10 protein-coding genes are annotated in these 14,556 nt (G+C 47.7%); 9 read left to right on the top strand and 1 reads right to left on the bottom strand.

The window, feature by feature from the left end; all coding sequences use genetic code 11:
• Nucleotides 1-150: 150 nt before the first annotated feature.
• The 4 genes from OOK74_RS09230 (at nt 151) to lpxC (ending at nt 4,430) form a co-directional block, all read left to right on the top strand.
• Entirely contained in the window at nt 151-933 is a 783-nt protein-coding gene (locus OOK74_RS09230) for a cell division protein FtsQ/DivIB (protein ID WP_274722815.1), read from the top strand.
• Complete coding sequence (gene ftsA / locus OOK74_RS09225; RefSeq protein ID WP_274722814.1) at nt 926-2,188, top strand: cell division protein FtsA; 1,263 nt, start codon at nt 926-928, stop codon at nt 2,186-2,188. Before OOK74_RS09230 ends, ftsA begins: the two co-directional genes overlap by 8 nt.
• A 30-nt stretch (nt 2,189-2,218) precedes the next feature.
• Entirely contained in the window at nt 2,219-3,415 is a 1,197-nt protein-coding gene (gene ftsZ / locus OOK74_RS09220) for a cell division protein FtsZ (protein WP_274722813.1), read from the top strand.
• A gap of 97 nt (nt 3,416-3,512) precedes the next feature.
• On the top strand, nt 3,513-4,430 hold the full coding sequence (gene lpxC, locus OOK74_RS09215; protein ID WP_166014403.1) for a UDP-3-O-acyl-N-acetylglucosamine deacetylase: 918 nt from the start codon (nt 3,513-3,515) through the stop codon (nt 4,428-4,430).
• Between the two features lie 124 nt (nt 4,431-4,554).
• On the opposite strand, the gene OOK74_RS09210 is transcribed toward lpxC, so the two are convergent.
• Entirely contained in the window at nt 4,555-5,022 is a 468-nt protein-coding gene (locus tag OOK74_RS09210) for a DUF721 domain-containing protein (protein WP_277208106.1), read from the bottom strand.
• Nucleotides 5,023-5,377: 355 nt separating this feature from the next.
• Here OOK74_RS09210 and secA point away from each other — a divergent pair, with 355 nt between their 5' ends.
• The 5 genes from secA to carB all read left to right on the top strand — a co-directional run bounded on the left by secA (nt 5,378) and on the right by carB (nt 14,456).
• On the top strand, nt 5,378-8,092 hold the full coding sequence (gene secA / locus OOK74_RS09205; protein WP_278182655.1) for a preprotein translocase subunit SecA: 2,715 nt from the start codon (nt 5,378-5,380) through the stop codon (nt 8,090-8,092).
• A 174-nt stretch (nt 8,093-8,266) separates the two neighbouring features.
• Complete coding sequence (gene mutT, locus OOK74_RS09200; protein ID WP_274722810.1) at nt 8,267-8,665, top strand: 8-oxo-dGTP diphosphatase MutT; 399 nt, start codon at nt 8,267-8,269, stop codon at nt 8,663-8,665.
• A 112-nt stretch (nt 8,666-8,777) separates the two neighbouring features.
• Complete coding sequence (gene dapB / locus OOK74_RS09195; protein ID WP_277208115.1) at nt 8,778-9,587, top strand: 4-hydroxy-tetrahydrodipicolinate reductase; 810 nt, start codon at nt 8,778-8,780, stop codon at nt 9,585-9,587.
• Between the two features lie 482 nt (nt 9,588-10,069).
• Nucleotides 10,070-11,209, top strand: a complete 1,140-nt coding sequence (gene carA, locus OOK74_RS09190; RefSeq protein ID WP_277208118.1) for a glutamine-hydrolyzing carbamoyl-phosphate synthase small subunit — start codon at nt 10,070-10,072, stop codon at nt 11,207-11,209.
• Between the two features lie 16 nt (nt 11,210-11,225).
• Nucleotides 11,226-14,456: a carbamoyl-phosphate synthase large subunit gene (carB, locus tag OOK74_RS09185; protein WP_278182654.1), complete on the top strand. Its 3,231-nt coding sequence runs from the start codon at nt 11,226-11,228 to the stop codon at nt 14,454-14,456.
• Nucleotides 14,457-14,556: the final 100 nt, after the last annotated feature.

The following is a 14,556-nucleotide window of genomic DNA, read 5'->3' as shown; positions in this document are numbered from 1 at the left end:
TTGGTATCAAACCCAGATTTCTGATGTTGGGTATTTGCTACTTTTGACCACCTCAGTATAATCCGTGGGTTAAAGTTATTGCTTTATACTGTAATGATGCAGCGAAATGGAGCATCCAATTGCCAGTGGTTAAAACAGGAACATCAGGCTTTGATCAAGCAAGTACTTTTAGAAGGCCGTAGAATTACCCGCTCACCACATGTTCAGCAACATGCCTGTGGGGCGAGTTTTTTTTTGGTGGTACTGCTGCTGCTCGTGAGTCTGCTGTATACCACGATCAGTTGGATGTGGGATGAGCAACGCCTACCGCTGTCGAAATTGGTTTTACAGGGTGACTTACAATATGTTTCCGCGCTCGATGTGCAACGGGTATTAGCGCGCTTGAATCATATTGGAACTTTTATGTCACAAGATATTAATGTTCTGCAACAGAGCGTGCAGTCGATCCCATGGGTAGCTCAGGCATCGATTCGTAAACAGTGGCCAGATACGATTAAAGTTTATTTAACCGAATATCAGGTTGAAGCGTTGTGGAATGCCAATGCGTTATTAGATAAACATGGCCGAGTTTTTTATGGCGATATTGGCCAAGTTAAAGGCGAATACGTTAAATTATATGGCCCTGAGGGCAGCGCGTCACAAGTATTAAGCGCGTGGCGAGATTTCAACCCGAAATTTGCCCAGCTAGGTTTAAATATCTCCTCATTAGTTTTAAATGAGCGCAGAGCTTGGCAAATTATTCTCGACAATGGCATTCGTCTAGAATTAGGTAAAGAGTCATTAGAAGAGCGAGTGGCGCGTTTCTTTTTGCTCTATAAACAATTAGGTAATAAAGCTGAACAAGTCAGCTATATCGACCTCAGGTATGATACTGGAGCCGCCGTGGGTTGGTTCCCTGAACAAGAGTTAACACAAGAGAAAAACGATGACTAAGACTGTCGATGACAACATTATTGTTGGTCTGGACATAGGCACTGCCACCGTCTCCGCTCTCGTGGGTGAAATACTCCCTGATGGTCAAATTAATATTATTGGCGCGGGAAGTAGCCCATCGCGCGGAATGGATAAAGGTGGGGTCAACGACCTTGAATCGGTCGTTAAATCGGTTCAGCGAGCGATCGATCAAGCAGAAATGATGGCTGAATGTAAAATTAGCCAGGTATTTCTGTCTATCTCCGGGCGGCATATTGCCAGTCGGATTGAGAAAGGCATGGGGACGATTTCTGATGAAGAAGTCTGCCAAGAGGATATGGATCGCGCTATCCATACCGCTAAATCGATCAAAATTGGTGAAGAACAACGCATTCTGCATGTGATTCCGCAAGAGTTCACCATCGATTATCAAGAAGGAATTAAGAACCCACTGGGTTTATCAGGGGTTCGCATGGAAGTTAGCGTGCACTTGATCACATGCCATAATGATATGGCGAGAAACATTATCAAAGCGGTCGAACGCTGTGGGCTAAAAGTTGAACAATTAGTCTATTCTGGTTTAGCTGCCAGCAATGCGGTGATCACCGAAGATGAGCGTGAACTGGGTGTGTGCGTGGTTGATATCGGCGCAGGCACCATGGACATCGCGATTTGGACCGGCGGCGCACTGCGTCATACCGAAGTGTTTTCCTATGCGGGCAATGCGGTCACCAGTGATATTGCGTTTGCTTTTGGTACCCCAGTCAGTGACGCCGAAGAGATCAAAGTAAAATATGGCTGCGCACTGAGTGAATTGGTCAGCAAAGACGATACCGTGAATGTCCCCAGCGTTGGTGGGCGTCCTTCACGCAGTTTGCAACGGCAAACCTTGTCGGAAGTGATTGAGCCTCGCTACACTGAGCTGATCGGAATGGTTAACCAAACCGTGGATACCGTTCAAGAATCACTACGTAAAGAAGGCATTAAACACCAATTAGCCGCTGGGATTGTATTGACCGGTGGCGCAGCACAAATTGAAGGTTTAGTGGCATGCGCCGAGCGCGTATTCCGCAATCAAGTTAGGGTTGGTAAACCACTCGAAGTGAGCGGCCTTACTGACTATGTAAAAGAGCCGTATCATGCTACGGCCGTTGGATTACTTCACTACGCAAGAGATAGCCAAATCAATGATGAGGCTGAATATCAAGAGCCGAAACGACCGTCAATGACCGGTTGGATAAGCCGCTTGCGCAATTGGATACAAAAAGAGTTTTAACCTGAGAGACAGGAAAAACGGAGATAACACATGTTTGAACCGATGATGGAAATGTCTGACGACGCGGTAATTAAGGTCGTTGGAGTAGGTGGTGGCGGCGGTAACGCGGTTGAACACATGGTGCGTGAATCCATCGAAGGTGTGGAATTCATGAGCATCAATACCGATGCACAAGCGTTACGTAAAACCAGTGTGAGTACGGTGATTCAAATTGGTGGCAATATCACTAAAGGTCTTGGCGCTGGTGCCAATCCACAAGTGGGACGTGATGCCGCTCTGGAAGATAAAGAGCGGATTAAAGAATTTCTCACCGGTGCCGATATGGTGTTTATCGCAGCGGGTATGGGTGGTGGTACTGGTACAGGTGCCGCTCCCGTGATTGCTGAAGTGGCTAAAGAGTTGGGGATTTTAACCGTTGCGGTGGTCACCAAGCCTTTTAGCTTTGAAGGTAAAAAACGTTTGGCCTTTGCTGAACAAGGAATTGAAGAGCTGTCTAAGCACGTTGATTCTTTGATCACGATTCCTAATGAAAAGCTACTCAAAGTCTTGGGTCGCGGTATTACGTTACTGGAAGCTTTTGCTAGCGCAAATAACGTATTGAAAAATGCCGTGCAAGGTATTGCGGAATTGATTACTCGCCCAGGCATGATTAACGTCGACTTTGCCGACGTACGCACTGTGATGTCGGAAATGGGTCATGCGATGATGGGCAGCGGTGTTGCGCGCGGTGATGATCGCGCCGAAGAAGCGGCTGAAATGGCAATTTCTAGCCCGCTGCTAGAAGATATCGATCTGGCTGGCGCTCGAGGTGTGTTAGTTAACATTACTGCAGGCTTAGATATGCGATTGGATGAGTTTGAAACGGTTGGTAATACCGTGAAAGCTTTTGCATCGGACAATGCCACTGTGGTGATCGGTACTTCGTTAGATCCAGATATGCAAGACGAAATCCGCGTTACCGTAGTTGCAACTGGTATTGGTAATGAGAAAAAACCAGACATTACCTTAGTCGCTGGTGGTAAAGCGAAAGTGGCTGCGGTATCAGCTCCGGTTACTGCCCGTGTTGAAGAAAAAGCGGTTGCTTCTGTGCATGAACGAGTGGAAATCAAAGCTCAATCAGTCGCAGTGCCATCTCACGCTTCAGCCAGTCAAAGTGTGGCGCCAAAGCAGGAAAAAGAGAGTGGATATCTTGATATCCCTGCATTCCTAAGACGCCAGGCTGACTAAAATAGCAGCATAATTTGACAGTGTTCAAAATTCTGGTAGGATGACGGTCGGTGTTGTGCCGGCCGTGCATTATGGCTAATAAATTCGAGGCAACGAGATGATCAGACAACGTACTCTCAAAGAAATAGTGAAAACAACTGGGGTGGGCTTACACTCTGGTCGTAAAGTTACGCTAACTCTTCGCCCAGCTGCTGCCAATACCGGAATCGTTTATCGCCGTACTGATCTCAACCCACCGGTTGATTTTCCTGCTGATCCAGCTTCAGTGCGCGATACCATGCTGTGTACCGCTCTGGTCAATGACCATGGTGTACGCATCTCTACAGTTGAGCACCTCAATGCTGCACTGGCTGGCATGGGCATCGATAACGCGATTATCGAAGTCGATGCACCTGAAATTCCTATTATGGATGGCAGTGCTAGCCCATTTGTTTATCTGCTGCAACAAGCTGGTATTGAAACACTGAATGCCGCTAAACGCTTTATTCGCATTAAGAAACCTGTACGTATTGAAGACGGTGATAAGTGGGCGGAATTTTTGCCTTTCAATGGCTTCCGTATGGATTTCGAAATTGAATTCAATCACCCTGCGATTGATGGTGATGATCAACGCCTTGTGTTTGATTTCTCTTCGCAAGGTTTTGTGAAAGAAATTTCCCGTGCGCGGACGTTCGGTTTCATGCGTGATATCGAGTACCTACAATCACAAAATCTCTGTTTAGGCGGTAGTTTTGATTGTGCGATCGTGTTGGATGATTACCGGATCCTGAACGATGAAGGCTTACGTTTCGACAATGAGTTTGTCACGCATAAAGTGCTGGATGCGATTGGCGATCTGTACATGGCAGGTCATGCGATTGTCGGCGAATTCCGTGCTTATAAATCAGGTCACGGTTTGAACAACCAACTGCTACGTGCTGTATTAGCTGATCAAGAAGCTTGGGAATGGGCAACGTTCGAAGAGCAAGCGGGTTCTCCGGTTGCGTTTGCAGAGCCCAATATGGTTATTGCCTAAGCGCTTCATCAAGCACTACGTCACAATAAAAGCGTCGTAATAGAATTGCTAATAAAGCCAGACTTCAAGTCTGGCTTTATTGTTTCTCGGCAAAGCAAAGTGTGGAGCGGTGAAAGATCGCGCTTTACTGGTGTTTAGTCTGTGCCAACTGCGCTAAGCTTTGCAGGCGTTTCTTTACCTTATCAGAAGCGTGATCCGCAATCGCCAGCAGCACGTGCGCTGTATGCTCGGATAATTGTCGCCGAGACTCGGTTATTGGGGCAGCATCGGTATTGGCTAAGGTTTGCCGATATAGATCTGGGTTGACTCGTATTTCAATTGTGATCAAATGACCAAATCCGTTTTGCCTGAGCTGCGAGAGTAAATGCAAACGCTCGTAATCCACTTTCATCTTAATCGCGGCACTCGCGGCTTCTAATACTAGATTACCGCCGCGCACATTGGCGGCGCGCACTTGGCTTTTTAAGCCTTTTGGTAGGATTTCTTGTAATTGGCGATTAATTAGCAAAATAGCTTTCGCATGATCTTGGATTTGTTTGAGTTTGGATGCCTGAATCAACTCATCGGTAGCGGTAGGGCGATGATCACGCATCGGACTCTCCTTTGATTGGGGTAGTGGCTATTCTAGCGCGCTTCTTGACGTACCGAAACGTACATGTTTGCTGGCACTGTCCTGAGTAAAATCGCCTCGTAACCTTATCAACATTGGGCTTAGTGCACAAAACCGCAAGCTGCTATTCAACAAATCATCGAGAAACTTGGTTGTTAAGACAAAAATTCCTTACACTAGGCAGCACTTAATTAACCGCGTGCCTTGAAAATAAACGCCGTCATCACAATATCTCATAGTAATGATTTATCTCAGTATCCTTAGTTGAAAATAGGTAGAGACTAAACCCATTCCAAGGTCGATAGACAGCGATTTAGCACAGAGAGATCCATAACAAATGATAACTAAGCTACTGACAAAGGTGATTGGCAGTCGCAATGACCGCACACTGCGCCGTTTACGCAAGATTGTAAAACAGATTAATAACTTCGAGCCTGCCTTTGAAGCGCTCTCCGATGAAGAGCTCAAAGCCAAAACGGTGGAATTTCGTCAACGTCTTGAACAGGGTGAAAATCTAGACCAACTGTTACCAGAGGCCTTTGCCACCGTACGTGAAGCATCCAAGCGGGTATTTGGTATGCGCCATTTCGATGTGCAGTTGATTGGCGGTATGGTACTTGATGGTGGTCAAATCGCTGAAATGCGTACTGGTGAAGGGAAAACTTTGACCGCCACTTTAGCGGCCTATCTCAATGCGCTACCAGGCAAGGGCGTACACATTGTTACCGTGAATGACTACTTAGCGAAACGTGATGCGGAAACTAACCGCGCACTGTTTGAATTTTTAGGTATGACGGTTGGCATCAACATTCCGAATATGCCGCAGCCAGCCAAAAAAGAAGCTTATCAAGCGGATATTCTGTACGGCACCAACAATGAATTTGGTTTTGACTATCTGCGCGATAACATGGCGTTCCGCCCAGAAGATCGCGTGCAACGCGCTCGTTTCTTCGCCGTGGTCGATGAAGTGGACTCGATCTTAATCGACGAAGCGCGTACACCGTTGATCATTTCCGGCCCTGCAGAAGACAGCTCGGATCTGTATATCCGTATCAATAAGCTGATCCCACTGCTACAAAAACAAGATCAAGAAGATTCTGAAGAGTACCGTGGTGACGGTCACTTTACGGTGGATGAAAAATCTAAGCAGGTACATCTAACCGAAACGGGCCAAGAGTTTGTCGAAGAGCTGTTGGTGAAAAACGGTATGATGCTTGAGGGCGATACGCTGTACTCGCCAGCCAACATTAGCTTGCTGCATCATGTCAACGCCGCGCTGCGTGCCCATGTTTTGTTTGAAAAGAACGTCGATTACATCGTAACCCCGGATGGTGAAGTAGTGATCGTCGATGAGCACACCGGTCGTACTATGCCTGGGCGTCGTTGGTCCGACGGCTTGCACCAAGCGGTGGAAGCGAAAGAAGCGGTGAAAATCCAGAACGAAAACCAAACCTTGGCTTCGATCACTTTCCAAAACTACTTCCGTCTGTACGAAAAACTCTCCGGTATGACCGGAACCGCCGATACCGAAGCGTTTGAATTCCAACAAATCTATGGTTTGGAAACTGTGGTGATCCCCACCAACAAACCTATGGTACGTAATGATATGCCGGATGTGGTGTACCGCTCGGAAGCCGAGAAGTTTGCCGCGATCATTGAAGATATCAAACTGCGGGTCAAACAAGGCCAACCGGTACTGGTCGGTACCGTTTCGATTGAAAAGTCGGAGCTGCTGTCTAACGCACTGCAAAAAGCCGGCATTAAGCACAATGTACTCAACGCTAAGTTCCATGAAAAAGAAGCGGAAATTGTGGCTCAAGCCGGTATGCCTGGAGCAGTAACCATCGCGACCAACATGGCTGGTCGGGGTACCGATATTGTATTGGGTGGTAGCTGGCAAGCGAAAGTGGAAAAACTGGACAACCCAAGCCAAGAGCAGATCCAGCAGATCAAAGCGGATTGGAAACCGATACATGATCAAGTTCTGCAAGCGGGCGGTTTGCACATCATTGGTACCGAGCGTCATGAGTCGCGTCGGATCGATAACCAGTTGCGCGGTCGTTCTGGCCGTCAAGGTGATGCGGGCTCTTCGCGTTTCTATCTCTCAATGGAAGATACTTTACTACGTATTTTTACCTCTGATCGTATGGCTGCATTGATCCAAAGCGGTATGGATGAAGGCGAAGCAATCGAGTCTAAAATGTTGTCGCGTTCGATTGAAAAAGCCCAGCGTAAAGTGGAAGGTCGTAACTTCGATATTCGTAAGCAATTGCTGGAATACGATGATGTGGCGAACGACCAGCGTAAAGTGGTTTATGAGCTGCGTGATGAGCTGATGAGCGCTGATGATATCAGCGATATGATTGCGCAAAACCGTGAAGATGTACTCAACACAGTGATCGATGAATACATTCCGCCACAATCTCTGGAAGATATGTGGGACATCGATGGCTTGCAAGAGCGGCTGAAAAATGACTTCGATCTGCAACTGCCAATCCAATCTTGGTTGGATGCTGACAACAAACTGTATGAAGAAGTGTTGCGTGAACGCATCATCGAGCAGGCGGTTGAAGTGTATCAAGCCAAAGAGCAAGCGGTGAGTCCTGCGGTGATGCGTAACTTTGAAAAATCGGTGATGCTGCAAACGCTCGATACTTTGTGGAAAGAGCATTTGGCGGCGATGGATCATTTGCGTCAAGGTATTCATTTACGTGGTTATGCACAGAAAAACCCGAAACAAGAGTACAAACGTGAGTCGTTTGAGCTGTTTGAAGAGTTGCTTGAATCTCTGAAATCGGATGTGATCACGGTGCTGTCAAAAGTGCGCGTGCAGCAGCAAGAAGAAGTTGAGCGCATGGAAGCTCAACGCCAAGCTCAAGCGGCAGAAGCGGCGCGTCATGCGCAAGCCCAGCATGCTAATCCTGAAGATGAACCACAAGAGCAGGGTTCGAACCAACCTATGGTGCGTGATGAGCGCAAAGTTGGTCGCAACGAAGCGTGTCCATGTGGCAGTGGCAAAAAATACAAACAGTGCCACGGGCAAATTAATTAAACCGATTGTTGGTTAGTAAAATAAAAGAGTCGCTGTGGCGGCTCTTTTTGCAACTGAGTTTTAGCGCTCAAGCGTGTTGACCTGTGAATGATGCTTAGCACAGAATGTGATTGACCAGTGAGGCGGCTTGACCTCGATTATTTTCAGTTTGCTAGATTAAACCGGAGCTATAGTTTGAAACGTGTCCACATCGTTGCAGGGATCATTTTTAACCCAGAGCAGAACCAAATTTATATTACCAAACGTCCTGATCATCTGCATAAAGGCGGATATTGGGAGTTCCCTGGTGGTAAAGTTGAAGCCGGTGAGAGTGTCGAGCAAGCTATGGTGCGCGAGCTAGCAGAGGAGATTGGGATTGTGGTTACCGAGCAGCGCCCTTTTCAGCATTTTGATTATGACTACCCAGACAAAGCACTGTGCTTTGATTTTATGTTAGTCAGCGCTTTTGCACAGCAACCATACGGACGTGAAGGTCAACAAGGGCGTTGGGTCAAGGTAGCGGATTTAGTGGACTATGAGTTTCCCGAAGCTAATCAACCGATTGTTGAGCGGGTAATGGTAGAGTTTGCTTAAATTGATGTTTGCTTGTTTGAGTTTCGCCGCAGACTAGTCACCGGCGACGATAGTTGGTAGTTTAGCGCAACAAATTGCAACTGCGCAGGCAGTGGAGAATGGAGACAGCAAGATGGTTAGAATTGCGATAGCGGGTGCCGCAGGGCGTATGGGACGTAATCTGGTAAAAGCAACTCACCAGAATCCGCTGTGTGAATTGGGCACTGGCTCAGAGCGTCCTGAGTCCTCATTGGTTGGTGTCGATATTGGTGAACTGTGTGGGATTGGTAAACAAAGCATAGTGCTGGTTGATAACCTTGAGCAAGCAGTTGAACAGTTTGATGTGATTATTGATTTCACGGCTCCGGCCAGCACCTTAGCGAATTTAGCGTTGTGTGAGCAGTATGGTAAAAAGCTGGTGATTGGTACGACTGGTTTTTCTGATTTACAGCGCGCGACCATTGCTCAAGCGGCCAAACAGATCCCAATTGTGATGGCACCTAATTACAGTGTTGGGGTTAACTTGGTGTTCAAGCTATTGGAGAAAGCCGCGCAAGTGATGGGGGATTATTGCGATATTGAGATCATTGAAGCGCATCATCGCCATAAAGTGGATGCTCCTTCGGGCACCGCGATCGGCATGGGTGAGGCGATTGCGCATGCGATGGGCAACCAATTGAGTGATGTTGCGGTGTATGCGCGTGAAGGGATCACTGGTGAGCGTTCACGCCATGAAATCGGCTTTGCAACCATTCGGGCTGGCGACATTATTGGTGAGCACACCGCGATGTTTGCTGATATTGGTGAGCGAGTCGAGATCAGCCATAAAGCAACCGATCGGATGACCTTTGCCAATGGTGCGGTCAAAGCCGCTATTTGGCTGGCGCAGCAACCGGCTGGGTTGTATTCGATGACGGATGTGCTAGGTTTGAATGAATTGTAAATACATAATTATGCGCCAGCGATTTGCTGGCGTTTTTTTTATCATCCAAAATCGCAACAAACTCTTCTTGGCCATGTAATGGTGTTTACAAGTAACTTTGATGGTGTTTTTGCTGGTTTCGCTTGGTTTTCTTGCTTTGGTGGTGTTTTTTGTTCATAAAACTTGGTGGTGAACGTTTGCTTTGTGGTTGGTTGTTTTTTTGTCAATAATTTCAAATTGGAAAATCTTGATTCAGGTCGATGGGGAGATTGGTAAGGTTAATTGACTGGGTAAATGTGTGTTTTTGATGCTTTTGAACTGCAATTGAATCTAACTGCTGTAAAAATAAGTTAAGTTTTTAGGGTTATATTGACAGGTTAGATTTAGATCTCTAGAATATCGCCAATTTGCCTATGGCACCCTAATGCATAGTTTAGTGGCTGGCATGAGGGTGGGTTTGAAAAATAATTTATTTTTTATGCATTTTTATTCTGGAGGTTGTCTTGAGTAAATCAGCACTATTAGTCCTAGAAGATGGGACGGTGTTCCACGGAGTCTCCATCGGAGCAGATGGTATTTCCGCTGGTGAAGTTGTTTTTAATACCTCGATGACGGGGTACCAAGAAATCCTCACTGATCCTTCCTATTCTCAGCAAATTGTTACTCTTACTTATCCTCACATTGGCAATACCGGAACCAACTCCGAAGACGAAGAATCGACCGCGATTCATGCCCAAGGCCTTGTGATACGTGACCTCCCTCTTATTGCTTCTAACTTCCGTAGTGAACAATCACTCTCTGACTATCTAAAATCGCAAAATATTGTCGGTATTGCAGATATTGATACTCGTAAGCTAACCCGCATTTTACGTGAGAAAGGTGCACAAAATGGCTGCATCATGGCGGGCGATAATCTGGATCAAGCATTAGCGCTTGCCAAAGCTAAAGAGTTCCCGGGTCTTAAAGGTATGGATCTGGCTAAAGTGGTTTCGACTAAAGAAGCCTACTCATGGCAACAAGGATCATGGACGCTAAAAGGCGGCCTGCCAGAAGCTAAAGCTGACAGCGAATTGCCTTACCATGTCGTGGCATATGATTTTGGTGCCAAGCGCAATATTCTACGTATGTTGGTCGACCGTGGTTGTCGTTTAACTGTGGTACCCGCCGAAACCTCTGCAGAAGAAGTGTTAGCCCTCAATCCAGATGGTGTCTTCCTATCTAATGGCCCTGGCGACCCTGCGCCATGTACTTATGCGATTGAAGCGACTCAGGTTTTCCTTGAGAAAAATATCCCAGTGTTTGGTATCTGCCTAGGCCATCAAATTTTGGCCCTCGCTTCGGGTGCGCAAACGGTAAAAATGAAGTTCGGTCATCACGGTGCTAACCACCCAGTAAAAGATTTGGATCGTGGCGTGGTGATGATCACTTCGCAAAACCACGGTTTTGCTGCTGATGAAGCGACACTACCCGCTAACTTGCGTGCCACTCACAAATCGCTGTTTGATGGTTCATTACAAGGTATTCATCGTACTGACAAGCCAGCTTTTAGCTTCCAAGGTCACCCAGAAGCAAGCCCTGGCCCGCACGATGCCGCACCGCTGTTCGACCATTTTATTGAACTGATTAAACAATACCGCGCTTAATTTGGAGTAGTAGATAATGCCAAAACGTACTGACATTCAGAGCATCCTTATCCTTGGTGCGGGTCCAATTGTTATCGGTCAAGCTTGTGAGTTTGACTACTCAGGTGCCCAAGCGTGTAAAGCGCTACGTGAAGAGGGCTACCGCGTTATTCTGGTTAACTCAAACCCAGCAACCATCATGACTGACCCAGAAATGGCTGATGCAACTTACATCGAGCCAATCCAGTGGGAAGTGGTGCGTAACATCATCGAAAAAGAGCGTCCAGATGCCATTTTGCCAACCATGGGCGGCCAGACGGCACTCAACTGTGCATTGGCGCTGGAAAAGCATGGTGTACTGGCTGAGTTTGGTGTGGAAATGATCGGCGCGACGGCCGATGCGATTGATAAAGCAGAAGATCGTTCACGCTTTGATAAGGCGATGAAATCGATCGGTCTTGAGTGCCCACGTGCTGATACCGCGAAAAGCATGGAAGAAGCGTATAAAGTCCTCGATATGGTTGGCTTCCCATGTATTATCCGCCCTTCCTTTACTATGGGTGGTAGTGGTGGCGGTATCGCATACAACCGCGAAGAGTTTGAAGAGATCTGTGAACGTGGTCTGGATCTTTCTCCGACCAATGAGCTGCTGATCGACGAATCGCTGATCGGTTGGAAAGAGTACGAGATGGAAGTGGTGCGTGATAAAAACGACAACTGCATCATCGTTTGTGCGATTGAAAACTTTGACCCAATGGGTATCCATACCGGTGACTCGATCACGGTTGCGCCAGCACAAACTCTGACCGATAAAGAGTACCAACTGATGCGTAACGCATCGCTGGCGGTACTGCGTGAAATCGGCGTAGAAACCGGTGGTTCTAACGTTCAGTTCGGTATCAATCCGAAAGATGGTCGTATGGTGATCATCGAGATGAACCCACGGGTATCTCGCTCATCAGCACTGGCTTCTAAAGCCACCGGCTTCCCGATTGCGAAAGTAGCCGCCAAATTGGCAGTGGGCTTTACGCTAGATGAATTGATGAACGACATCACTGGCGGTGCAACTCCAGCCTCGTTCGAGCCGACCATCGACTACGTGGTGACTAAGATCCCTCGTTTCAACTTCGAAAAATTCGCCGGTGCCAATGACCGCCTGACTACGCAAATGAAGTCGGTTGGTGAAGTGATGGCGATTGGTCGTAACCAACAAGAATCGCTGCAAAAAGCACTGCGTGGCTTAGAAGTGGGCGCAGCAGGTCTGGATGAAAAAGTGGATCTGGACGCGCCAGATGCGCTGACCAAAATCCGCTATGAACTGAAAGAAGCTGGTGCTGAGCGTATTTGGTATATCGCCGATGCCTTCCGTGCTGGTATGTCAGTTGACGGTGTGTTTAACCTGACCAATATTGATCGCTGGTTCTTGGTGCAAATCGAAGAGCTGGTCAATATCGAAGCGCAAGTTAAAGCCGGTGGTTTTGCAGGTTTGAATCAAGACGTTCTGCGTAAGGTGAAACGTAAAGGCTTCTCCGATGCGCGTTTGTCAAAACTGCTCGGGGTGGGTGAAGGCGAAATCCGTCGTCTGCGTGACCAAAATAATATCCACCCAGTGTACAAGCGTGTGGATACCTGTGCGGCAGAATTTAAGTCCGATACCGCTTACATGTACTCAACTTATGATGAAGAGTGTGAAGCGAATCCAACCGATAAAGATAAGATCATGGTGATCGGCGGTGGCCCAAACCGTATCGGCCAAGGCATCGAATTTGACTACTGTTGTGTACACGCAGCACTGGCGCTACGTGAAGATGGTTATGAAACCATCATGGTTAACTGTAACCCAGAAACCGTATCAACCGACTATGACACTTCAGATCGTCTCTACTTTGAGCCAATCACTTTGGAAGATGTGCTTGCTATCGTGCGAGTTGAGAAGCCAAAAGGGGTGATCGTACAGTACGGTGGTCAAACGCCGCTCAAGCTAGCCCGTGCGCTAGAAGCTGCCGGTGTACCGGTGATTGGTACTAGCCCTGATGCGATTGACCGCGCGGAAGACCGTGAACGCTTCCAGCAAGCGGTACAACGTTTAGGTCTTAAACAGCCTGAGAACGCCACCGTGACAGCGATTGAGCAAGCGATTGAAAAATCGCGTGAAATCGGTTTCCCATTAGTGGTTCGTCCATCTTATGTATTGGGCGGCCGTGCGATGGAAATTGTGTACGATGAGCAAGATCTGCGTCGTTACTTTAATGAAGCGGTCAGCGTATCCAATGAATCGCCTGTGTTGTTAGATCGCTTCTTGGATGATGCTACCGAAGTCGATGTCGATGCAATTTGTGATGGTGAACGCGTTGTGATTGGCGGCATCATGGAACATATTGAGCAAGCGGGTGTTCACTCTGGTGACTCTGCCTGTTCATTGCCCGCTTATACGCTGAGCCAAGAAATCCAAGACAAGATGCGTGAGCAAGTTGAGAAACTGGCATTTGAATTGGGCGTACGTGGCCTGATGAACATTCAGTTTGCGGTCAAAGACAACGAAGTTTACCTGATTGAAGTCAACCCACGCGCTGCGCGTACCGTACCGTTTGTGTCAAAAGCGACTGGCGCACCATTGGCGAAAATCGCTGCGCGAGTCATGGTTGGACAAACTCTGGAGCAACAAGGCTTCACTAAAGAGATCATTCCACCTTACTACTCAGTCAAAGAAGTGGTTCTGCCATTCAACAAGTTCCCTGGCGTAGATCCACTGCTTGGCCCTGAAATGCGCTCAACCGGTGAAGTCATGGGTGTCGGTGCAACGTTTGCTGAAGCGTATGCCAAAGCAGAATTGGGCAGTGGCTCGGTGTATCCAGAAGGTGGTCGTGCGCTACTGTCGGTACGTGAAGGCGACAAACAGCGTGCCGTTGATCTGGCTTCTAAGTTGGTGAAATTGGGTTATCAGTTGGATGCGACTCACGGCACTGCAGTGATCCTTGGCGAAGCTGGGATTAACCCACGTCTGGTTAACAAGGTGCATGAAGGTCGTCCACACATTCTGGATCGGATCAAGAACCACGAGTACACCTACATCGTCAACACTGCCTCTGGTCGTCAAGCGATTGAAGACTCAAAAGTTCTGCGCCGTGGCGCGTTGGCCCACAAAGTCAACTACACCACGACGTTAAATGCAGCGTTTGCTACTTGTATGGCGCATACCGCGGATGCCAAAGCCTCGGTCACCTCAGTACAAGAGCTGCATGCACGTGTAAAAGCTAACCAAGCTTAATTGGTATTACAACAAGAGAGGCTTTAAGCCTCTCTGACAACCTCTTTGCCCGCTCGTCAGCGGGCTTTTTTACGCGCATCAGCAAGTGCAAGCGAGGTCA

It is taken from the genome of Vibrio misgurnus (genome assembly GCF_029635775.1).
In the GTDB taxonomy this organism is placed as follows: domain Bacteria; phylum Pseudomonadota; class Gammaproteobacteria; order Enterobacterales; family Vibrionaceae; genus Vibrio; species Vibrio chanodichtyis.
The sequence above is the reverse complement of the archived record's forward strand: the minus strand, read 5'-3'. Positions and strand labels throughout refer to the sequence as shown.